Genomic DNA, 23,161 nt, shown 5'->3' with positions numbered 1-23,161 from the left:
GCTGAAGTATCAATCATCCGAAGGAGGTAGATTTATTAATTGATATTAATTTATTTAAAACAATGGCTTACAAAATTTTCTTAATTGACGCTCCTGGCCCGTTTAGAGGGATAAACAAACGCCGGTTCAGTCTATAAGAAATCACGATAACTTATTGAATATATTGATATTTATTGTTAATAATCAACAATTAATATTACTTCACTAAGAATTTTCCTGTTTTGCAAATAATATTTATCCCAACAGCAAGAGGCTGGGAGATACAGGTTAACTTGATTCAACTCCACCTGTTATAGCCAAACGTTTCTGGCGCTGTATTGCGGTAGATATTGAGTTCTTTATCGTACCGACACAATGAACATATCCATTTATATGGATACTCGAATAGTTTAGTTTTAATAACGCAAGGTAAGTAGGAATTAATATGAAAAAGTTAACAATTGTTGCATCCCTGGCAGCTGTATTCTGTACTGTAGGTCTGGCTCAGGCTGCTTCTACTGGCACCATCACCTTTAATGGTGAACTGATTGCAAACACCTGTGATGTGGTAGTTGATGGTCAAAATGCTGATGCAACCGTTGTGTTGCCAAGTGTCGGGACCGGCCAATTGGACGGCGCAGCTAAAACTGCTGGTGAAACAAACTTCGTTATGGCTCTGAATAACTGTTCAGGCTCATTACAGACCGCTTCTGCCTTCTTTGAAGCAGGTGCCTCGGTGGATTCGACTACCGGGCGTCTGAAAAACCTGGCAGGTACGGCTTCTAACGTCAGTCTGCAACTGTTGGATGCTTCCAGCCCGTCTCAGGCAGTGATCGAGGCCGGTAACGCTAATCAGGTAACTAACACTACCTATAAAGACGTTTCAGGCGGTAGCACCACTTTGCCATACGCTGTGCGTTATTATGCTGAAGCAGCAACGACTCCGGGCACCGTTGTCAGCAATGTGGTCTATTCTATTCAATATCAATAATGATATCCGGGAGGGGATCCCCCCTCCCTATCTGAACTTGGGTCAGGAGTTTTAAATGAAACTTTTTTCTCAAAATACCACTCGTCAGCTTTGCACCTTTGCTGTGGTCACACTTTTCAGTGCTGGCAGCCTGGCCAGCGTAGTGATCAGCGGCACGCGGGTGATTTACCCGTCGGATGCCAAAGAAGTCAGCGTCAAAATCAATAACGTGGGCCCCTCTCCGGTGCTGTTGCAAAGCTGGATAGACAATGGGGATGCCAACGCCAAACCCGCTTCCATCAAAGTTCCTTTTGTACTGACCCCTCCGATGAACCGAGTAGAACAGGGTAAAGGCCAAACGTTGCGTATCAGCTACGCCGGTGGCACCTTGCCTATGGATAAAGAGTCGGTGTTTTGGTTGAACGTGCTGGAGGTTCCCGCCAAGAATGAAGCTAAAGCCAACGAAAATCGCCTGCAGATGGCTTTTCGTACCCGTATCAAGCTGTTCTATCGCCCGAAAGGCCTGGAAGGCAATGCCAATGAAGCTGCCAAAGCGGTCACCTGGAACACCCAGGGTGGCAAAGTACAGGCTAACAATCCTACCCCGTTTTATGTCAATTTCGTGAACCTGTCGGTTAATGGCAAAAAACTCGACAACGCTATGGTCGCGCCACGTTCTACCATGGTCTTGAATTTAGCTGGCAATGGGGGCAGTAAAATTAGCGGCGCTTTCGTTAACGATTACGGTGCAGTCAATCCCTTCGATGCCGTTATCAAATAACACGAGAAGATTGTTCATCATGGCCTGAGGGGGCGAGGTGTCAAAATTGTTGTGCTATGCCACCCGTATTCGCTGCGCCCCTTTGGCGATAGCCGTATTATCGGTTTTATGGGTGGGAAATACCCATGCAGAGACCGAGAGTTCTCCCGCCTCCAAGGCTGCAAGCCTGGAGTTTGATTCGTCTTTTCTGAACGTTGATGATGAAAAGACGGTCGATCTCAGCCGCTTCGCTCAGGGGGCTTCTGCGTTGCCCGGGATATATAAAACCGCGCTGTATGTTAACGAACAACCGATCAGTAACACCGATATTGAATTCAAGGCACGGGCTGATAAGTCCGTGTTTCCCTGCCTGACCCGCGACATTATTAAAAATATAGCCTTCAACTATGAAAAGCTGCCGGCGGATTTTTTAAAGCAGTCCGCGGGTGAGGAGTGCATGGATCTGCAAAACATGCTGCCAGAAGCTCAGGTCAATTTCGACAGTAATGAACAGCGTCTGGACATCCTCATCCCCCAGATCTACATGCTGAGTATTGCGCGGGGTACTGTCAGCCCGGAATTATGGGACAGCGGCGTGCCCGCGTTCCTGTTTGGTTATAACGTCAATGGTTATACCAGCGAGTCACACGGCAATACGTTTAACTCGCTGTTCGCTGGGGTGAATGCCGGGCTGAACGTAGGAGCCTGGTATCTGCGGCACAATGGTTCTTATAATCAGGTGAGCGATGGGCCGAGCCAATACAGCACGATTAACACCTATTTGCAGCGAGATATCCCGCAGTTAAAAGGGCGTATGTTGTTGGGGGAGTCGAATACCACCGGGCAACTGTTTGATACCTTGCCGTTTACTGGTGTTCAACTGGCCAGCGACGAGCGGATGTTGCCGGAGTCCCTGCGTGGCTACGCGCCGGATATCCGTGGGATTGCCCGTACCAATGCCCGGGTGACCATCACCCAGGGGGGCCAGGTCTTATATGAAACCACGGTGCCCCCTGGGGAATTCCTGATTAACGATCTCTTCCCGACCGGCTACGGGGGCGATCTGGTGGTCAACGTGCGCGAGTCAGACGGCACGGAACAGACCTTCAGCGTGCCTTACGCCTCGGTGGCTCAATTATTGCGCCCGGGATCGTCACGTTATTCGGTCACGGCGGGTGAATTGCGCAGTGAGAACCTGCGTGATAAACCTGCATTATTCCAGAGTACCTACCAGTATGGGTTGACCAATGCCATCACCGGTTATGCTGGCCTGCAGCTCAGCCAGGATTACTATGCGGCACAACTCGGTGCAGCATTGGGGCTGCCGATCGGGGCATTGGCCTTTGATGTTACCCAGGCCGGGACCAAGCTGGGTGACAGCACCGATGAAGATGGGGGGCATCACCCCGGCAGCACGCTTAGCGGGCAGCGCTACCAACTCAGCTACAGCAAGCTTATCAGCGAGACCAACAGCAACCTTTCGGCGGTCTGGCAACGTTCTTCTTCCCAAGGCTACCTGGATTTTTTAACCGCCTCACAAACCCGCGATACGCTGGAGCAGGGGTTGGATCTGGGTTCCATTCCACGCAGCAAAAATCGCCTGACGCTGACTGCCGGGCAAGGCCTGCCAGATAACTGGGGGCAATTGTATATCAGTGGTTCCGTACAGGATTACTGGGGTCAGGATGGCAGCGATATCCAGTATCAGGTGGGGTATAACAACCGCTACAAGAGCCTTTCTTACGGCATCAGTGCCAACCGCAGTCATTCCAGCCAGGGCCAGATGCAAACCAACTACCTGCTGAGTTTCAGTTTGCCATTAGGCCCGAGTGATAAATTGCACACGCCACAATTGCGCATGGACTTGTCCCATGACAGCAGCGGCCGCACGGGTCAGCAAGCCACCGTGTCCGGCAGCGCCGGTGTCGAAAATCAATTCAGTTATGCCTTGACCGCGATGAACGCCAACCAGGGTATGGGTACCAGTGGGTCGGCGAGTGGTAACTACCGCAACCGGATCACCGCACTGAGCGGCACCTACAGCACCGGTAAAGGTTACCAGAGCGGGTCTGCCGGAATGACCGGGACGGTGATAGCGCATGCCGGAGGCTTGACCTTTACTCCTTATGCTTCAGATACCTTTGCTTTGGTTGAAGCCAAAGGAGCGGAAGGGGCAAGTGTATCTTCCTATCCAGGGGTGAATGTGAATTCGCGTGGCTATGCGGTGGTGCCTTACCTGAACCCGTACCAGATGAATGAAATCAGTATCGACCCGAAAGGCACGGCAGCGGATGTTGAGCTGGACAATACCAGCCAGAAAGTCGCCCCGTATTCCGGGGCAGTAGTGAAGGTGACTTACTCCACTAAGCGGGGTACGCCAATTCTGGTGAATGCGACCTATCGTGACGAGCCCGTGCCCTTCGGCGCTGATATCTTTGACAGCAATGGCAACAGCGTGGGGTCTGTGGGGCAAGGCGGGCAAATGTATGCACGCGTGGAGCAAGACAAGGGGCAGCTCATCGTGAAATGGGGCGAAGGCAGCGACATGCAATGTACGGTGGGCTATATGCTGATGCCACAGGCGAAAAACAGCCCCGATTCGGCTATTCAGGTCTTTGACTCGGTTTGCCAGTAGAAAACGCAAACAGGGAAGAAGGGCTGATGACCCATGCTGATGAGCACCGCTTTGTTACCCGGATTTGTTTAAATTTTTCACAATTATTTAGATAGCCCGGGTTGGGCCAGATCACTGCCCAGAGGGATTGCCGAATCCGGGAATGTTAACTTCTTAACACCCTAATCCGAGTTTAAAATCACACTCAATAATGCCTTTTTGCACATTAATTAAGTTTTTTCTGAGAAAGATGTTTCTTTCATCACAAAAAAACACGGAAAAATCGGATAAAAAACCAGCAATTGGTTAATCGTTTGTTAATTTTATGTTTTATTAATAGGTGGGGTACCGAGGCCAGTAAGATTATCTATAGGTGCAAGTTGGTACGTATCGTTGCTGGTGTGTTTTTTAAGATTTTTCCTTATCCTCTCTTGGGTAGTAAATGTGTTGTTGGCATCAATCCATTGCTGAATAGGAGTATTCTGGGTCTTGGTGGCTCTTTTTATGGGATTTTTAATAGAACATTCTTATTCTTTATTTTCTCATAAATTTAATTTCACAGTTGACTATTTAGGGTTTTATTAAAACCGAAATTGATGATCAATAATAACATTTTAATAGATATTAGCGATTGATATGCCGACATTTGATCATTATAACCAATTTTGAATAATTTTACTTCGCCGTTAATATTGTTTTACAAATTCAGAAAAAACTTAGTCATAATTAATGTCAGTCTGCTCATCCAACGGCGTAATGGAGTTGGTACTTTAGTTAGCGTAAAGGGATCTGTATGCTACAGATATTGAATCATGGGTTCGCGTTTGAACGTGAAACTCCACTTAGAAGGCCTATGGCCTGGCCAGACACCAATAGATATTTCTATGAAGGTGTAATGGGCTATTTTAACTCTGATAAAACACATCCAGAAAAATTGAAAGTTGTATTTATTGACTTTCAGTTATCAAATTTGTGTCTTTTGTTAGGCCAAGATTGGTTGGTATATTCTATTCGCCACCGTATTATCCTGGTTACGGACAGTTATTTGCTGCCATTAGCCAATTATTACAAAAACATATACCATCAAATCGATGCGGTGATCCCGAGCAAGGGTCCCCCGAAGATTTTTTTAACCAGATTGAGTATGTGATCTCTGGGGAAAAGATAACACCATCATCAACATCCCGACTCTCATCCCGAGAAATATGCTTGCTTCGTGCATTAACACGTGGCGAAACCGTGCGGGATATTGCCCATAGGTTACAGCTCAGCCCAAAGACAGTGTATGCCATGCGCCATAATATGCTGGGCAAAATGGGGTTAAACAAAATGAGCGATATCTATATGCCAATGGTTAATGGTGCAAAATAGTTCGCTTTATCTTTTATCAAAAATAATAAAAAACTCTAATCAATGGTATCGGGCTTAGATAACCTCTATAGGTTTCAATGGGATCTATTTTATTGTGCCATGCAGGACTTATTCGAAAGTTTAATTTTCGAATGCGCCCTTGTGTCGCATTTACTGAGCCACGCCAGCGCATTCTGGCGGGAAATTAATTGAAAAATATAAAGGAAGAGTTTTTATGAAGAAGTTAGCTTTGGCTTTGATTGCCGCTTCAGCAATGGGAACAATTAATCTGGCGAATGCAGACACTCGTACTGCGAATGCAATGGCTTCCTGGGATGCTAAAGCGATCAAAGATACCACCAGCATGCTGGTAGTGACTCCACTGAAATCTTTGACTTTTAACTATGCAGAAGGCATGGAGCGTTTTAACACTCAGGATGGCGCATTTGATATCACTATTGCTGGCCAGTCTGGCGCCAGTGACTTTAAATTGACCTCAAAAATCATCTCTAACACCCTGACCCGTACCAGCGATGACTCTGAGTTGTCTGTCGGCGTGCAGTGGAACGGCCAGGCGCTGTCTGACAGCACTGATTTAGTGATGATCGATACGTCTACCGGTATCAGCGCGGGTCTGTCCCCGCTGGCACAGGAAAGCGCTTTCGCCAGTGCTGACCGTGCCAGCACCCAGGGTGTGTTTGCCTTCAGCATCCTGAAAGCAGCGGTTGCTGGCGCAGACACTGCCTTCAAAGACCTGACTGACGGTTACTGGGATGGCAACGTTAACGTTGAATTCGCGGCGACCTGGGACGGCACCTTTACCACAACACCGTAATCTCTCTGCAGTCTTAACCTGGTCAGGACCGGGGTGAATAACCCCGGCCCTTCTGGAACACATGATGAAAAGATGGTTTCCTACGCTGATGTGCTCAGCATTGTTGTGTTGTACTCACACCCATGCAATTAACGTGGGTGCGATTACATCAATTATTTCCCCGAACCAAAGTGTTATCGCCAAGGAAGTGATTAATACCGTCGATGATGCCCGTCTGGTTAGTTTGAGGGTCGAGCGTATTTCTTCTCCGAGGGAAGGGGGAAGGTCATCCCCATGGAGAGTAAACAGGAAATAATGACCACGCCAGCCAACCTGATTTTACCTGGCAAAGAAAAAGATGTTTTTCGCGTTTTTTATTCCGGCCCGAAGGACGATAAGGAACGTTATTACCGCTTAATCTGGAATGATAATCCGGTAACCGAAGAGGGAGCGTCAAAAACGCGTAAAGCGGCATCGGCAACCACCTCGGCGACAATCAGTACCATCCTGGTGGTCACACCCAGGCTTGATAGGTTCGATTATCAATATCGGGATGGCGTTGCTTATAACACCGGGAACAGCTCTTTCCGCGTAGTGGCATATGGCCCATGTAAGCAACCGCAGGCTAACGAAGATAAAAATAAAGGGTGTCGTGAGCGTTATTACGTCATGCCAGGGCTAGGCGTGCATTTGAAATTTGTTGATATACATAATCAAAAATTAAGTGTCGGTATTTGGCACAACGAAGATTATATCACCGTTAAATAATGTTTGATTTATTACCTGCAGCCGGTCTTCCAGGTAGGGAGTTGAAGCGTTGTTTGGGGAAGAAAAATGGATAATAATTTCATCTTAAGGACAAGAGCAAAGGCCATTACGCTATGTGTTGCTGCGGCCCTGATGTCTATGCAGGCAGAGGCTAAAAACTTACAGGATGTTCGTTTAGGAAATTATCTTATCCCTGGCGTTTTTGGTCAGGCCCTGACTGAAGGTATGACCATTCCTGTGCTTCTCCGCTACAAAGGTGGCGACCAACAAGAGAAACAAAAGGTAGCGGATGCGCTGGTGGTGCTGGAAAAAGACCGCCTGATGATAAAAGACATTACGCTGCTGGAAGACACCGAAGGGGCGAAATTAGCTGAAGCCACCCAGGCATTAATCACAGGGCTGAAAGATCGCTTCTTTGAGAACAATACCCATATTGCCCTTTCGTCCGACGCCGATCTGAACCTGAATATCCGATCGTTTGTGTTGACGCTGGACGTGAGTGAAAAAAGCCTGTCTACCGCCATTATTCCACGCTTGAGCCTGTTGGGCGGTTCTTCGGTACCGCAGCTCAGCTCGGTACTGAATTACGATCTTGGGGTTTATCGTTCACAGTTAAAAAAAGGCGATAACAGCTCTAACAGTTATCTGACCCTGGATAATACCTTTGGCATGGCGGAGCACCATTTCAATGTGAATGGTTCATTTTACGGTATTGGTGAATCCCAGCGGGATAGCCAGCTTTACCGTGCCATGTATGAAAGGGACATGAGCGGTCGCCGTCTGGCGCTTGGGCTGGTTGATACCTGGAATCTGCAATCGCTCGGCAGCCTGTCGGCACTCAACACCAGCAAGGTCTATGGTGTGACCTACGGCAACAAGTCTTCAACCAAAATCCAGAACACCCAATATTCACTGACGCCAATCACCGTATTTTTACCCAGTGCCGGTGAAGTACATATTTACCGCCAGGGGCGTCTGCTGAATATCCAGAATTTCCCGATGGGCAGCTTTGAGGTGGATACCAGCCGCCTGCCCTACGGCATTTATGATGTCGATGTTGAGGTCGTGATCGAGGGCAAGGTGAACTCGCGAGTACGCCAGACAATCAACAAAGCGTTTTCCGGCAACAATCTCGGGGCGCAGGAACTGAATTGGCAGTTGTATGGCGGCTATGTCGATTATGATAATCGCCGTAACCGCAGCGATACCAGTACCAAGACCGAAACCTATCTGGCCGGGGTGTCTGCGGCGCTCTCGATCCCGGAAATTCTCAAGATTGGCTCGGTACCGGCGATATTGGGTATGGCGGTGCAAACCTCTACCTACACCTTCGATAAGAAGGTGGTGAATGAAACCTCGGTCTCTGTCAATGTGAATCAAATTGCCACTCTGGGCTGGCAGGGGCTGCTCTCGCAGGGGGGCATTATCGCAATATCCTCAGTGCCAGTGCTTCGCTGCCAGGAGGATATGCTTCTTTGTGGGCCAACCGTGAAAAAAGCCATATTGGCGATGGCCTGCCGATCTATGAGTCAGACAGCTATTCCTATGGGGGCACGCTCAGTTTAAGCCGCTTTTTTGAGCGCGGTGGTCAAATTACGCTGAGCCGCACGGTGGATAAACGCGATCGCAGTACCTCAAATAACCTGGAATATTCCACGGCGTTGTTCTCGGGGCGTTATGGCAATGTGAATCTGCGTGCCGGTATCCAGCGCTATCGCTACGGCTATCAGTCAAATGGTTCTAATCAGCGCTATGTCTCGCTGGACTTCTCGTTGCCATTGGCGGCCTGGTTAAGTACCGGGGTGTCTTCCAATAACGGCAACATCCGCGCCAACCTGAGTGCGAATAAAAGCTTTGATAACTCGGCGCTCACCTCTGCCGGGGTCAACTTGGCCAAGCTGGTCAAGGATAAACACAATGGTGACAGTGATTACTCAGCCTCCGGTTATGCCGCTTTCGATACCAAATACAGTACGGGCACGTTTTCACTTTCGCGGCCGGACAACAATCGGCTCAATGGCAGCATGACCGCGCATGGTGCGGTGGCCTACAGCGATAAAAGCTTTGCCGCCAGTGGGCTGCAGGAGAAATCCGGCGTGATTGTGAAAACCGGCTTTATCGACGATGCGGTACTTTCGGCGCAGGTTAATGGCCGCAATTACCGCCTGACCGGTTCGAATAACTTTATTCCGTTGCCGCCGTACTCGACCTACAAAGTTGAGCTGATGAATGACAAAAACTCGATGGACAGCTTTGACATCGTGAAAGGGCGTACCAGTAACGTCACGCTGTATCCGGGCAACGTTGCCGTCTACCAACCCGAAGTGAAGCAACTGGTGACGGTGTTTGGCCGTATGACAACAGAAAATGGCCGGGCGATTGCCCATGCGGCGGTGCGTAACCACATCGGTAAAACCACTACCGATGAAACGGGAGCGTTCTCTATGGATGTGGATAAGCGCTACCCGAGCGTGTCACTGACCACCAAAGAACATGGCATCTGCGAAGTAGATCTGGATTTGGCCAAGGCTAAGGGCGTGAAGTGGGTCGGTGATGTGGTTTGTGCAGCACAAACCGTTCTGGCAAAACGTTAAGGACAGAATTTGATATGAGACTGTGTAACTTCTCCTGGCTGGTCACGGGGATCATGCTGGCCTCGTTTGTGGCCCAAGCGGCTAACGTGGACAACGAGTATCTCTTTATCGAGAACCAGGTTGATGGCGAGTACTTCATTGCCCCCAGGAAGACCGACCCGCGCTTTTCGGGGGCCAACGTATTCACCAAATATGCCTCCGGCGATCAGCGCAGCCTGGGCTATATGGGGTATACCGGCCTCTTGCAGACTAATTCTTTTGCCGATATCTGGTTGGAGGACTCGCCTATCGACCGGCCTTTTATCGGTAACCGTTGTATGAATAGCGGCAGCAATTGCCCATCGAATGGCTATTTATCGGGTTATATCGGTAATGCGGGCGTGCATCACGTCGAGGTGAATACCAGCAATGGTGAAGCGCGTTATGCGCGAGGGATATTCTCTGATTCGGCCTATGAGTATTTTAAAAACGTTTCTGTCGGGAGCACAGAGGTTTACAAATATCGTTACTGTTCTACCCGTACGGATTACAACCCTGCCGCTGGGGAAACCTGTGCTTCAGTGGGGGGACCCTGGGGAGTCACCAGTTCACGATGAGCAAAGCGGGCAATATCAAGCTGGAATCCACCAACGCCTTGCAGGAGATCTTTATTGATAGCAATGGTAATCCGTCGCTGGGGTTAGGCTCAGAATTTTGCACCGTGGGTTACATCGGCTCGATGAGCGGTGCTATCTGCAAGCTGGTGTCCTACCAGATGGATGGGGTCGTTCTGTCACAGTTACGTATAAACATGAAGGTGAATACCACCGCGCTGGGTTTCACGCCTGCGGCAAGTACGATCCGTATGAGTAGTAACGGTGCCAGCGGTTGGGTAAACTACAGCGCAACCACAACGGCATCGAACCTGATCAAGGTGGGTAATGGGGGGATTTATGTGTTCTTCTCGCAGACCTTCCTCAAGCAGCTGATCGATCGTGGGGTGGATATGGCCCGCAGCAAGGATTTCTTCACCTTCTTATTCACCAACAGCGCGACACCGCAGTCAGGGTATTACGAGTTTTCACCTTCCAATGCCATCCTGTTACGCCCACGCGATTTCGGTATCAGTATTATCTCCAAGGATTTAGAGGCTAATCCAAAGCGTGAGGGTAAGGTGGGAAGTAAAGAGCCCCCGATCGTTTTCGATTATACCGTCACGACGACTGGCCCAAGGCAGGCAGACAGTATTACTGCGCAGGTTTCCGGTCCTGTCGGGCAGGTAGGCGGGCGCCCGTATTGCATATTCTCTTCCAGCGATGGAAAGCTCCAGGTGCCTTTCTCTGCCTATTTGGCTTATACCAACGGCCTTGGGCAAACTGTTCGCTCACGCGCCAGCTGTGATGATGTGCCGATCAGCCTGAATGCGGCGCGTTGGACCGAATCCCCCTGGCCAGTTCCAGCGCAGAATGACGGCAGTTTTTATCGTACCGACTTATCGCTAACCTTCCCGATGAATGAGGGAAATTCCATGTGGTCTGTCGATGGTCAGGATTGGATCGGGGTGGTCAGTGCCACCGGTGAGGTGCGGGTGACGGCAACCTGGACCGGCGCAGATATTCACTAGGGATTGATTGATAATGAAAATAGGGCTGTGGTTAGTGGCGTTGATGCTGGCGTTTCCGGTGCAGGCGATTTATCTCTCTTCAGGCGTATTTACGCTGGAGAGCGACCGCAGCTTTTTTCACGCCAGTTTGTTAACAACACCAAAGACACCAATCTGTACATGATTAATGCTTATCGAATCAGCAAGCCTGGGGTGGATGAGCGGCCTCAACCGTTGGAACAGGGGAGATTCTCTATACACCGCTGCGCAAGATTTTGGAGCCGGGCAGTTGGGAGTATTTTAAAATCTTCTACCGTGGCCCGGCGGATGATCGCGAGCGCTATTACCGCATTGCGATCAAAGAGGTCCCGGCCAATGCGATAGAGATGCGGGAGCAGGGTAAAACGCCGCTGGTTTCGCCGGTCGTCGCCCTCGATACCATTTTGGTGATCCGCCCGCGTAAGATGCGTTTCACTTATCACTATGACCCGCAGGCCGGGGTGTTGAAAAACACGGGCAATACTTATTTCCGCGTGATGATCCACCAGAGCTGTGATGCCGAGGATGACACCGCCAAGGTGTTCAATCTGTTGCCAGGGGAAAGTTATCGCGGGGCCGACCTGCGTGGGCAGCACCGCAAGTTTATTATTGGTTTCAACAAGTACCAACGGCTGGGGGAGCAGTGTTTCGGGCCGGTTCAATGATCTTTTTGTCTTTCGGGAACGCAGGGATTTGGCGCGGCGGTGATAGGTGAAGCCAATTTGTGGCACATTATTCCCCTCTCCGGTGGGAGAGGGGCTGGGTGCAGGGATAAGTTAAATTAAACTTCTGACCGCCCAAGGTATCTCTCTTTCATCAAAGACACGGCAATAGCGACATCAAGTACCGGAGACGGTGGCAGATAGTTGGCCTTGCCAAGTTGCTGCATGGCGCCGATCAGCGGATGGTCGATCCCCAAGGCATAATCTGCCAATAACGTCCCGGCGATAGTTTGTTTGGATACGCCGGCGCCGTTACAGCCACCTGCGGTATAAACCCCTTTTTTCAACGCGCCCCATACCGGAGCCCCATTCCTGGTGACGCTAATGGTGCCAGACCAGGTACGGGTAACCGGCACATCCGCCAGTTGCGGGTAAATCTTGTTGAATATCTGCTGGTGCATTTGGGTGGCGTGATAAGTCTGCGCTGCGGTTATGCGGCCATTCAGTGCGGGGGTCACATGCTGGCGGATCAGGAATCGGTGATCCTGGGTATAGCGCAGCGTTGCCCCGGCAATCGCATTGACCGGCGTCAGCCCCCAACTGCTCATTGGCGGGAGTTTCTGGCGCTGCTCCAGGGTTAACGGGGCGGTGATGCTGGCAAAGGTCGCCATTGCTGCCTGTTGGCTGGCGACGGGCGCCAGTTCCCGGGAAAGGGCATTGGTGGCCAGCATGATATTGGCCGCTCTGATAGTGCCATAAGGGGTCAGCACCTGCGCTACATTGCCGTGGTGGATCTCCATGACCGGGGTGTTGTTATACACTGTCACATTCTCTGGCAGGCTATTTGCCAGGCCGACAATCAGGCTGGCAGGATTAACCAGGATCGAACTTGGGGTATATATCCCTTTATTATAAAAACGGGTTCCCAATTTTTGATAAAGCGCCTCTTTTGCCAATATTTGATAAGGCTCGCTCATCATATCGAGATTGTCTGTATATTCTTTCAGCACCCGCTCATTGGTGGTATCAACCTGACAATGATATTTGCCGACATTCTCCCACTCACATTCGATCCCCTGTTGGCTAATCAGAGAAGTTAATTGATTGATCCCTTCTTGTAATAAAGAACGATAAGACTGGGCCTTTTTAAGTTCTGCAGTTGAACTGCCAATATTATGGGGTAAACCGATAATAAAGCCTGAATTTCTGGCCGATGAGCTTTCTGCCGCACAGGCGGCATCGATGACAATGATCTTCAGGCTGGGGTTGTGGCTGGCCAGCCTTCTGGCAAAGGAAATGCCCGCAAAGCCTGAGCCTATCACCACCCAGTCCGCGTTGGTGTCACCAATCAGCGCAGGAAAAGCCGTGGGCAATGCGTCATCTTTCAGCCAGCCATTCTGGTTTTGATTTAACGGCACTGATGCATATTTCAAGCTTAACATCCTTTTTAAAAAAATTTCACCAATTAAGGGTTGCCATCCCCAAGGTATTTGGAGTCGCAGTTAGACGGCAAGGGCGTTAATCCCTGGCGCTTACTCAGGTCGGTGGCTGGGGGTTACTCTCGCAGCCAACAACGCTGCAACTGCACGCAAGAAGGAGATAAATAAGGTTATAAAACATTTACCCATCTGGGGCCAGTAGATTCCATCAACCGGAATTTTTTTCCTAGTCATATCATTACTGGATGTTTAGTATCGAAATACGCTCAAATTACCTGTGTGGAGTTTATCTCTCTGCATGAAGACTTATTTGTGCTGAAACCTATGGGGTGGCTAACTGTATTAGCCATGATATTTAGTGAATTGAACTGTCCGAGATGGATATTTTAAAAATATAAGAACGGAAATATTCTATGTCACAGATGTTAGCTCTTTTGATTGTTATGGTGATTTTATACTTGGGAGATGTGGTTTCCGTGCGCACCAAGGCCTGGATCCCTTCAGTCTTTGTGTGCGCGGTGTTGTTCCTGTTCGGCTACTGGACATTCTTCCCAAAAGATATTGTCAGCCTCGCCGGTATCACACCTGCGGTGGCCGTCATGCTGATGTATCTGCTGATCACCAATATGGGGACGCTGCTTTCGGTGCCGGAACTGGTCCGGCAATGGAAGACCATTGTGATCTCACTGGCGGGGATCGCTGGCATTATCGCGGCGGTGTTTGGGGTTTGTATGTTGCTGTTTGATATGAACACGGCGATTGTCACCATTCCACCGCTGGTCGGGGGATTGTCTCGGCGTTGATCATGTCGAAAGGAGCGGCCAGCGCGGGCCTGGTTGATCTGTCGGTTTTTGCCATCCTGATTTATGTGATGCAGGGTTTTGCCGGTTACCCTCTAACCGCCATCATGCTGCAGCGGGAAGGCAAACGTGTACTGCAAAAATACCGCAACGGCGAATGGCATGAATCTACCGCGCAACTGCCTGAAGACAAGACGGTAACGACGGTCAGCGCAGAGGAAAAAATGCCGCGCATGTTCGGCCTGATCCCTGCCCACTACAACACCAGCTATTTTAAATTTCTGCGTTTGGCGCTGGTGGGGTATCTGGCTTACCAGGTGTCACATTGGCTGGCACCGGTGGTGAGCATCAGCCCGTTTGTGCTGTGCCTGCTGTTCGGCGTTATTGCCGCAACCCTGGGCTTTTTAGAGAAACATCCCCTGCAAAAAGCCAATGGCTTCGGCTTTGCGGTGATGGGGCTGATGCTGTTTATCTTTGATACCTTGAATAACGCGACGCCAGAAATGCTGCTGCGGCTGGTCTTCCCGATGCTCGTGCTGATCGGCACCGCCGTGGTGGGGATGTTCCTGGTCTCCTGGCTGGTGGGGAGGTTACTCGGTGTCAGCATGGAGATGGCATTCGCCATCGCCCTGACCGCGATGTATGGCTTCCCGGCAGATTACATCATCACCAATGAAGCGATAACCGCACTGACCAAAGACGAAAAAGAACGTGAGATCCTGACTCACCACATGTTGGCACCGATGCTGGTTGGTGGGTTCATTTCGGTCACCATGGTTTCTGTGGTTCTGGCTGGTGTTATGGTGGGTTACATCACCCCGATGGCAGGATAAATCATGAGCTATGCAAAGATAGAGCGTATTCAGCAACACCTGGAACAACTGGCCGAGTATACGGCCACGCCGGGAGAAGGTACTACGCGCATGAGCTATAGCCCCCAGGGCCAGCAGGCGCGTGAATATATCAAAGCACAGATGCAGGCTGCGGGCCTTAGCGTGCGTGAGGACGCCATCGGTAATATCTTTGGTAAAAGTGAAGCGCAGGATCCCACGCTGCCTACGGTAATGATTGGCTCGCATTTTGATTCGGTGCCTAACGGTGGTGCCTTTGACGGCCCTGCCGGGGTGGTGATGGGGCTGGAGGTTGCCAAGCTGTTTCAAGAACAACGGCTGCTGCCACGTTACCCGCTGGAGGTGGTCGCGCTGGTAGAAGAAGAAGGCTCCAGCTTTGGCCGGGGCCTGCTGGCTTCCAGCGCCATCGCTGGTAAGGTGGATGCAGCAGAACTGCACCGCCTGCGGGATAGCCAGGGCTGCACGGCCGCACAGTGCATGGCACCGTTCGGTTTTGACGCCGATCGGGTAGCCAGCGTGGTGCGGGCTCCGCAAACCCTGAAAGCGTTTATCGAGCTGCATATTGAGCAAGGACCGGTGTTGGAGCAGGAAGCCCTCGATGTTGGCCTGGTGGACGTGATTGTCGGCATTACCCAACTGGTGGTGACCATTACCGGCAAGGCTGGGCATGCGGGGACCACTCCGATGGATCGTCGCCATGATGCGCTGGTTGCTGCCAGCCGGGTGATTGCCAGCGTAGGGGATTTTGCCCGTCAAGCCGGTGAGGAAACGGTCGCCACCACCGGGAAAATCCAGGTATTCCCTAACGGCGCCAACGTGATCCCGAGCAAGGTGATTTTCACCGTCGATATTCGCTCTAGACGCCTGGACAAACTGCAGCAGGTGGTGGAGCAAACCAAAAACTGCATCCATCAGCAGGCCGGAGCGGGCATTGTCTGCCACATTGAACAACCGTTGCTGGTGGAACCCACGCGCCTGGACGCCGGTATCCACCGTTTGCTGCAGAAACACAGCCAAGCGTTAGGCCTGGGACAGCGGACGATGGTCAGCGGTGCCGGGCATGATGCCATGATTTTTGCCGGGATCACCGACGTGGGGCTGGTCTTTGTACCCAGCAAGAATGGCCTGAGCCATCATCCCGACGAATGGACCGATTATGTGCAGATTCAAAAAGGCATTGACGTTATTTTTCAAACGGTAAAAGAGATCACAGAGGCAACCTGCAATGACCAATAAAGCCATCGCGCAATCTATTCAAACCCATGTGGAGGCGATGATTGCGTTTCGTCGCGATCTGCATGCTCATCCTGAACTGCCTTGGGAAGAAGTGCGCACCACGCAAAAAGTAGCGCAAGCGCTGGAAGAGATCGGCATCCCTTACCGCCTGACGACGCCAACCGGCGTGATTGCCGAGATAACCGGCGGGCAACCCGGCAAGACCGTGGCATTGCGTGCCGATATGGATGCGTTGCCAGTGCAGGAGTTAAACGACTCACTGGGTTATAAGTCGCAAACCGACGGCAAAATGCATGCCTGCGGGCACGACGCCCATACGGCGATGCTGCTGGCGGCGGCCAAAGCATTATACGAAAACCGAGAGAGCCTGCGTGGCAAGGTACGGTTGATTTTCCAACCTGCGGAAGAGATTGCCCAGGGCGCGCGTGAGATGGTGAAACAGGGCGCGATAGAGGGTGTGGACAACGTATTTGGCATGCATATCTGGACTACCAGCCCTTCAGGCAAGGTTTCTTGTAATGTGGGTTCCACCTTTGCCTCTGCCGATTTGCTGAAGGTTAAATTCAAAGGGCGTGGCGGCCACGGTTCGATGCCGGAAGCCTGTGTGGATGCGGCAGTGGTGGCTTCAGCTTTCGTGATGAACGTGCAGGCGATTGTTGCCCGCGAAACCTCTCCGTTAGAATCTGCGGTAGTGACTATCGGGCGGATGGAAGTGGGCACGCGGTTTAACGTGATTGCCGAAAATGCGGTACTGGACGGCACGGTACGCTGCTTTAACGTCGAAACCCGGGAACGTATCAAAGCGGCGATCGCGCGTTATGCTCAACATACGGCGGCTATTTACGGGGCTACGGCAGAAGTGGAATACACCTACGGCACCTTGCCGGTGATCAATGAAGCGCGCAGTGCGCTGTTGGCACAATCGGTGGTTCGTTCCGCCTTTGGCGACGCGGTGCTGTTTGCCGAAAAGCCCACCACCGGTGGCGAGGATTTCAGCTTCTTTATCGAAAATATCCCCGGATGCTTCGCTTTACTGGGCTGTGGTAACCCAGAGAAAGGCACCGACTGGGCGCACCATCACGGCTGCTTCAATATTGACGAAGATGTGATGGCTACCGGCGCGGAGCTGTATGCTCAGTACGCTTGGTGCTATTTGCAGCAGGATGATTTTTAACGCCTTGGCAGTACCGGTTTATTCGGTAAAAAGGCTCAGCAAAGGTAACCCGTTCCAGGATGTTTACCGTTGTTCTGGCCTCCTCACCCCGGCCCTCTCCCACTGGGAGAGGGCGCCAGCGTTAATGACAACTATAGCCATCCCCAGGGGCTTCCCCGATAAAATCCATTCTGTCTCTCAACCACTGTTTCACCAGCGCATTAGAGGCTTTGGCTGCATCGCTCGCCGAGAAGTGCTTCTCGGTTTGTAACCACCCCAGGGTTGCTAACCGTGCCGGTTCGATGGCGGCGAGGAGTTGCTCCCGCTGAGCCTTTGGCCAAAAGTTATCATCAGACCAACTGCGGATCAGCTGCTCAGGATCGCTCGCAGACCGGGGGTTTTGGTCAGGCTTGAGGTAATCCTCCGGGGAGACGGTGGCATGTAGCCTGAACATTGACCAATCGGCGTAGCTGGCAAAACGAATGGTACCCGCGTTTTCACTGGCCGCAGTAATGACGGGTTCAAACAGCTTGTTGAGCTGCTTCCAGGCCGGTTGCTCAAACAAATCGCCTTGCGGCGGGCAGATAGGGGCCTGAGAATCACGGGTAGAGCCATACAGCGCCCCAAAAGTCTCGTAGGCCGCCATGCCTTGACGTTTGAAGATGAAACAGTGCACATAAGGCCGCCCATCCTGATCCTCATAGCCCTCACGTTCAATGGTCATGCGTAGTAAGGTGAGAACCGCCCGATCGTGGCTTATCTTGGGATCGTTCTCTATATCATGGAGTAATGATTGGGGATAAGTATCATCATTCATTGACGCAACAACACGTTGATGCCTTTTTTCTACCTCGCCACGGGTTATATTGGCGCTGGGCTCAAACTGATGCAGATAAATCAGCCATGCTGACGCCAGTGGGCCGCGATACTCTCCGAGCTGCAATGCCGCCTGGGCCGGGTTGCCCGGTATGCTGGCGATAATGCCGTCCAGCTTCGCCGAGGCTTGATTAGCGACAGCCTGAAGTTGTGTGGCACGTTGGCTAAACAGGTCATTGAGACAGCTTTCCTTGCCCTGGCAGGCATCCCGTTGCTTCAGCCAATTACGCTGAGCGTTGCGCAATGCATCAGCCTGATCACCCGGCAGATTCGCTATGGCGAGTTGGTAATTATCATTTAATTGCTCATCCAGGTCGCTTAATTTGGGGTTATTGCAGATGGCATGCTCGACATCGCTGGTGGCTTTTGTGCAATCAAAGGAGGCGGCTTGTACGGATAAAGCTCCCCCAAAAGCCAGGCTCAGGCAGAGTAATAAACGTGATAATGGGTGGCTGGGAGCAATAGCTGGGACTGACGATTGATGTGGCGTAGTCGTTAAATGAAACCTGGCGGTCATGTTGAGTTCCTTTTCGTACCGAGCTTTTCTACAGAATACTAGCATGCGGATTTCTGAAACGTCATATCAATGGCGTTTTGATGATTGGGTTGCAGCATAATGTGGGTAGCCAATTGAAATTAAACTATTTTTTACGTGCTCTCTTTGGCAAGCCAATGAAAGGAGTCTGAGAGGGATCTGTGGTTTGAAACAGGTGCAAATCGTGCGATTTATAGCTGTTTTATCTTATGAGGAGGGCATTGTGATCAGTTTCACAGCAAACCAGGCGAAAACTCGGTTTGGTAAAATGACTGCCTAAATGATTGCTTAACCGTTAACCCTAAGACTTTTTCAGTTGACTGATAAAAGATAAGCAAGACGGCGTTAGCACCTTGGTGCACTAACCCCGCCCCTTGAACCCTCAGACCAAAGCCGCAAACCCTTCCCGGATTTCATCTTCTGGCAGATCGATGCCGATAAATACCAGCGTACTTTTCTGCTCTTCTTCGGGTAACCATTCGCGATCCCAGTCGGCGTTATACAGGCGTTGCACACCCTGGAACAGCAGGCGGCGCGATTCGTCTTTGATCGACAAAATGCCTTTGTAACGCAACAGATTATCCGCGAACTTGAGCAGTAAGCCTTCCATCACTTCAGATATTTGCATCAGTTCCAGTGGCTGCTCGTGGTACACCACGATCGACTGAATATTGTTTTGTGCCTGCGGAATACGGCGGAACAATGGGGTTGGCGCTGTTACGTTGAGCTTGTCGTTCAGCACAAAGCCTTCAATATTGAACAGCACGCTGAGATCGATATCGCCATGGGTCACTTTATACACTGGCGCACGGGCGTTCATCAGTTGCAAACGTTGGATCAGCGCTTCGCTATCCGTTGCTACGTCGGTCTTGGTCAGCAGGATGCGGTCGGCGTAGCCCACTTGCGCCTGCGAAATGGTGAATTGGTTCAGTTGCTGATCGGCATGCACCGCATCCACCAGCGTAATAATGCCGTCCAACAGGAAGCGCTCGCAGATGACTTCGTGCGAGAAAAAGGTCTGGGTGATCGGGCCAGGATCGGCCATGCCGGTGCATTCAATGATCAACCGGTCAAATTCCAGTTGGCCTTGATCCACGCCGTCCAGCAGATCCAGCAGCGCATCTGCCAGCTCATTGGATTTGCTGCAGCAGATGCAACCGTTGCTGAGCGTGGTGATACGGCTGGCACGGTCACCGATCAGTGCGTTATCAATCGGTACCTCGCCAAATTCGTTTTCGATGACGGCAATCTTGTAACCGTGGTTTTCATTCAGAATATGGCGCAGCAGGGTCGTTTTGCCTGCGCCCAAAAAACCGGTCAGGATAGTGACGGCGATGGGTTTCATTATTGGTCCCTTTTACTTACTTCACTAGCAACAGCGCATGCCGCCTTTACCATCTCCACCGTAGCGGGCATCTTGGCGTTCACGGAAAAATTCTTTATAGGTCATCACCGGCTTGTCCGGATGGTTATCTTTCATATGCTGGACGTAGGTATCGTAGTCAGGCACACCCACCAACATGCGTGCTGCCTGCCCGAGGTATTTACCCGCCTGGCCGAGGTTTCCGAACATAATTCTTCTCCAAAGATACGCCTGCGAGGGCTCATCAGTAAGGGGCACAGAAAGCTGTGCCCCTTGGATGCATCACTTATCTAACATTATGCAGGGTATCTATCAAATCACCATCAGTGGTGCGACGAAACTTTGACGCCACCCTCAGGAACCGGCACATATGGCGTTTCCCGATCGGTACGTTTCGGGTTTTTATACGCGGCCATGGCGGTTTTGATACCGAAGAAGATGATGCTGTACACCACCAGTAGGAACAGGATGCTCAAGCCGGCGTTGGTGTAGTTGTTCACCACAATATGGTTCATGTTGGCAACCTGCTGAGCGGTCAGATCCGCGCCACCTTCAGCGATTTTGCGTTTGTATTCCTTGGCCAGGAAGAAGAAACCTTCCAACTGCGGGTTGTCGCTGAACAGTTTCAGCCCAAGCGCGTAGGTGGTACAGATCAGCAGCCAAATGGCTGGGATCACGGTCACCCAGATGTACTTGGCGCGCTTCATCTTAATCAGCACTACGGTGCTCAATACCAGTGCCACGGCGGCCAGCATCTGGTTGGAGATGCCGAACAGTGGCCACAGGCTCTTGACGCCGCCCAATGGATCAACCACGCCTTGATACAGCAGGTAACCCCACAGGCCAACGCAGCCCGCAGTACCCACCATGCCAGCAACCAGTGAATCGGTTTTCTTCAGGAACGGGACAAAGTTACCCAGCAGGTCTTGCAGCATAAAGCGGCCAGAGCGGGTCCCTGCATCCAGAGCGGTCAGGATGAACAGGGCTTCAAACAGAATACCGAAGTGGTACCAGAAGCCCATATTCGCGCCAGGGATTATCTGGTGGAACACGTGAGCGATACCCACTGCCAAGGTTGGTGCGCCACCGGCACGGTTCAGAACCGAAGGCTCACCGATATCTTTGGCGGTCTGCAGGATCTGTTCAGGGGTGATCACAAAGCCCCAGGAACTGACGGCTGCGGCAGCATGGGTGGTGACATCACGCAAAGAGGCCATGATCATCGGCGCATCTTCCGTGCCCAGACGGTGCAGGTCTGGCATGGTAATGCCCAGCGCAGCCGGTGGGGTGTTCATGGCGAAGTACAGGCCTGGCTCGATGATTGAAGCCGCAACCAGCGCCATAATGGCGACGAAGGATTCCATCAGCATGGCGCCGTAACCGATAAAGCGGGAGTCGGTTTCGTTGGCCAGCAGTTTTGGCGTTGTTCCGGAAGCAATCAGCGCGTGGAAGCCAGAAACAGCGCCACAGGCAATGGTAATAAACAGGAACGGGAACAGAGAACCTTTCCAGACCGGGCCAGTGCCGTCAACAAACTGCGTTACCGCAGGCATCTTCAGCTCAGGGTTGAGGATCACAATACCGATCGCCAGCCCGACGATAACGCCGATTTTCAGGAAGGTTGCCAGGTAATCGCGCGGTGCCAGGATCAGCCATACCGGCAGCAGGGCCGAAATAAAGGCATACCCCACCAGCGTGTAGGTGATGGTGGTGTCTTTAAAGGTCAGCGCCGGGCCCCAGTATGGATCGTGGGCGATCACGCCACCGAACCAGATGGAAGCGACCAACAGCACGATACCGATAACAGACACCTCACCTACCCGGCCGGGGCGCAGGAAGCGCATATAGATGCCCATAAACAGTGCGATTGGTACGGTGGAACAGACGGTGAACACGCCCCACGGGCTTTCTGCCAGGGCTTTCACCACGATCAGTGCCAGCACCGCCAGGATAATAATCATGATCAGGAAGCAGCCAAACAGCGCGATGGTGCCTGGGATCGGCCCCATTTCCTCTTTGATGATCTCACCCAGAGAGGCACCGTTCCGGCGTGAGGAGATAAACAGCACCATAAAGTCCTGCACCGCCCCCGCCAGCACGACGCCGCCGAGCAACCACAGCGTGCCGGGCAGATAGCCGACCTGCGCGGCCAACACTGGGCCAACCAGCGGGCCTGCCCCGGCAATTGCCGCAAAGTGGTGGCCAAACAGCACGTTTTTATTGGTTGGCACATAGTTCAGGCCATCGTTGTTCACCACCGCCGGTGTAGCGCGGGTGGCGTCCAACTGCATCACTTTGGTCGCGATATACAGGCTATAGTAGCGATAGGCCACCAGATAGACCGCCACCGAAGCAACGACTATCCATAGCGCACTGATGCTTTCGCCACGGCGCAATGCGACAACACCCAGGCAAGAAGCCCCGAGTATCCCCAGCAGCATCCATGGGAGGTGTTTTAAAATTCCCTCGCGTTTCATGAGGTATCCTTATTCCATTCTGCAAAAAATTGATTGATAGATCCGATTATTAGATGTTTCAGGCCATAAGCCTGTTGTCGGACATTTGGGTAAAGCGTCTTCCCCTGGTTAGGGGCAGGTTTAGGAACAGCTCATCATCACTAGCCTAGGGAGGGGAATACATCGGATTTTCAGTCAGCGGTTTAATACGCAGACTGAGCGGTTGTAATGGCAGGGTGAGTGGTTTTTACTGGCTGAGCCAGCGGGTTGGCCCCATGGCCAAAAGAGAGACGCAGCTCACAAAAGCCGCGTCAGTGCTC

General features: G+C 51.5%; 18 protein-coding genes and 2 pseudogenes. 15 read left to right on the top strand and 5 right to left on the bottom strand.

Annotated features, from left to right (window positions below; genetic code table 11):
- Positions 1-424: 424 nt before the first annotated feature.
- The 12 genes and pseudogenes from ACQ86O_RS01585 to ACQ86O_RS01530 all read left to right on the top strand — a co-directional run bounded on the left by ACQ86O_RS01585 (position 425) and on the right by ACQ86O_RS01530 (position 12,135).
- Positions 425-970, top strand: a complete 546-nt coding sequence (locus tag ACQ86O_RS01585; protein ID WP_431223872.1) for a fimbrial protein — start codon at positions 425-427, stop codon at positions 968-970.
- Between the two features lie 55 nt (positions 971-1,025).
- Positions 1,026-1,730 carry a fimbria/pilus periplasmic chaperone gene (locus ACQ86O_RS01580; protein WP_431223871.1) on the top strand — a complete coding sequence of 235 codons (705 nt, stop codon included), beginning with the start codon at positions 1,026-1,028 and terminating at the stop codon, positions 1,728-1,730.
- Between the two features lie 37 nt (positions 1,731-1,767).
- The gene (locus ACQ86O_RS01575) at positions 1,768-4,344 is read left to right on the top strand and encodes a fimbria/pilus outer membrane usher protein (protein ID WP_431223870.1); all 2,577 of its coding nucleotides are present in this window, start codon (positions 1,768-1,770) and stop codon (positions 4,342-4,344) included.
- A 951-nt stretch (positions 4,345-5,295) separates the two neighbouring features.
- Positions 5,296-5,694 (top strand): LuxR C-terminal-related transcriptional regulator, encoded by a 399-nt coding sequence (locus tag ACQ86O_RS01570; protein WP_431223869.1) that lies wholly within the window; start codon positions 5,296-5,298, stop codon positions 5,692-5,694.
- Positions 5,695-5,908: 214 nt separating this feature from the next.
- Positions 5,909-6,508: a common pilus major fimbrillin subunit EcpA gene (gene ecpA / locus ACQ86O_RS01565; protein WP_431223868.1), complete on the top strand. Its 600-nt coding sequence runs from the start codon at positions 5,909-5,911 to the stop codon at positions 6,506-6,508.
- A 64-nt stretch (positions 6,509-6,572) separates the two neighbouring features.
- Positions 6,573-7,255: pseudogene (locus ACQ86O_RS01560) on the top strand (hypothetical protein).
- Positions 7,256-7,321: 66 nt separating this feature from the next.
- Positions 7,322-8,821, top strand: coding sequence for a TcfC E-set like domain-containing protein (locus tag ACQ86O_RS01555; protein ID WP_431223867.1), 1,500 nt, complete (start codon positions 7,322-7,324; stop codon positions 8,819-8,821).
- Positions 8,731-9,849 (top strand): CS1-pili formation C-terminal domain-containing protein, encoded by a 1,119-nt coding sequence (locus ACQ86O_RS01550; protein ID WP_431223866.1) that lies wholly within the window; start codon positions 8,731-8,733, stop codon positions 9,847-9,849. Before ACQ86O_RS01555 ends, ACQ86O_RS01550 begins: the two co-directional genes overlap by 91 nt.
- A 14-nt stretch (positions 9,850-9,863) precedes the next feature.
- A complete protein-coding gene (locus tag ACQ86O_RS01545; protein ID WP_431223865.1) occupies positions 9,864-10,445 on the top strand; it encodes a hypothetical protein in 582 nt (193 codons plus the stop codon).
- Positions 10,442-11,452, top strand: coding sequence for a hypothetical protein (locus ACQ86O_RS01540; RefSeq protein ID WP_431223864.1), 1,011 nt, complete (start codon positions 10,442-10,444; stop codon positions 11,450-11,452). Before ACQ86O_RS01545 ends, ACQ86O_RS01540 begins: the two co-directional genes overlap by 4 nt.
- 13 nt (positions 11,453-11,465) lie before the next feature.
- On the top strand, positions 11,466-11,615 hold the full coding sequence (locus tag ACQ86O_RS01535; RefSeq protein ID WP_431223863.1) for a hypothetical protein: 150 nt from the start codon (positions 11,466-11,468) through the stop codon (positions 11,613-11,615).
- Between the two features lie 91 nt (positions 11,616-11,706).
- Positions 11,707-12,135: a hypothetical protein gene (locus tag ACQ86O_RS01530; RefSeq protein ID WP_431223862.1), complete on the top strand. Its 429-nt coding sequence runs from the start codon at positions 11,707-11,709 to the stop codon at positions 12,133-12,135.
- A 116-nt stretch (positions 12,136-12,251) separates the two neighbouring features.
- On the opposite strand, the gene ACQ86O_RS01525 is transcribed toward ACQ86O_RS01530, so the two are convergent.
- Positions 12,252-13,565 (bottom strand): NAD(P)/FAD-dependent oxidoreductase, encoded by a 1,314-nt coding sequence (locus ACQ86O_RS01525; RefSeq protein WP_431223861.1) that lies wholly within the window; start codon positions 13,563-13,565, stop codon positions 12,252-12,254.
- Positions 13,566-13,984: 419 nt separating this feature from the next.
- Here ACQ86O_RS01525 and ACQ86O_RS01520 point away from each other — a divergent pair.
- The 3 genes and pseudogenes from ACQ86O_RS01520 to ACQ86O_RS01510 all read left to right on the top strand — a co-directional run bounded on the left by ACQ86O_RS01520 (position 13,985) and on the right by ACQ86O_RS01510 (position 17,632).
- Positions 13,985-15,204 (top strand): annotated as a pseudogene (locus ACQ86O_RS01520) (hypothetical protein).
- Between the two features lie 3 nt (positions 15,205-15,207).
- Positions 15,208-16,458: a Zn-dependent hydrolase gene (locus ACQ86O_RS01515; RefSeq protein WP_431223860.1), complete on the top strand. Its 1,251-nt coding sequence runs from the start codon at positions 15,208-15,210 to the stop codon at positions 16,456-16,458.
- Positions 16,448-17,632, top strand: coding sequence for an amidohydrolase (locus ACQ86O_RS01510; protein ID WP_431223859.1), 1,185 nt, complete (start codon positions 16,448-16,450; stop codon positions 17,630-17,632). The genes ACQ86O_RS01515 and ACQ86O_RS01510 overlap by 11 nt, the downstream gene beginning before the upstream one ends.
- Before the next feature lie 121 nt (positions 17,633-17,753).
- On the opposite strand, the gene ACQ86O_RS01505 is transcribed toward ACQ86O_RS01510, so the two are convergent.
- From ACQ86O_RS01505 to ACQ86O_RS01490, 4 genes are all read right to left on the bottom strand, one after another.
- Positions 17,754-19,004 carry a lysozyme inhibitor LprI family protein gene (locus ACQ86O_RS01505; protein WP_431223858.1) on the bottom strand — a complete coding sequence of 417 codons (1,251 nt, stop codon included), beginning with the start codon at positions 19,002-19,004 and terminating at the stop codon, positions 17,754-17,756.
- Between the two features lie 400 nt (positions 19,005-19,404).
- Positions 19,405-20,367 carry a GTPase gene (gene yjiA, locus ACQ86O_RS01500; protein WP_431223857.1) on the bottom strand — a complete coding sequence of 321 codons (963 nt, stop codon included), beginning with the start codon at positions 20,365-20,367 and terminating at the stop codon, positions 19,405-19,407.
- Positions 20,368-20,391: 24 nt separating this feature from the next.
- Complete coding sequence (locus tag ACQ86O_RS01495) at positions 20,392-20,595, bottom strand: YbdD/YjiX family protein (protein WP_021179159.1); 204 nt, start codon at positions 20,593-20,595, stop codon at positions 20,392-20,394.
- A 113-nt stretch (positions 20,596-20,708) separates the two neighbouring features.
- Positions 20,709-22,862 carry a carbon starvation CstA family protein gene (locus ACQ86O_RS01490; protein ID WP_431223856.1) on the bottom strand — a complete coding sequence of 718 codons (2,154 nt, stop codon included), beginning with the start codon at positions 22,860-22,862 and terminating at the stop codon, positions 20,709-20,711.
- Positions 22,863-23,161: the final 299 nt, after the last annotated feature.

Origin of the sequence: Serratia sp. L9 (genome assembly GCF_050632285.1) — a bacterium.
GTDB lineage: Bacteria > Pseudomonadota > Gammaproteobacteria > Enterobacterales > Enterobacteriaceae > Chania.
The sequence above is the reverse complement of the archived record's forward strand: the minus strand, read 5'-3'. Positions and strand labels throughout refer to the sequence as shown.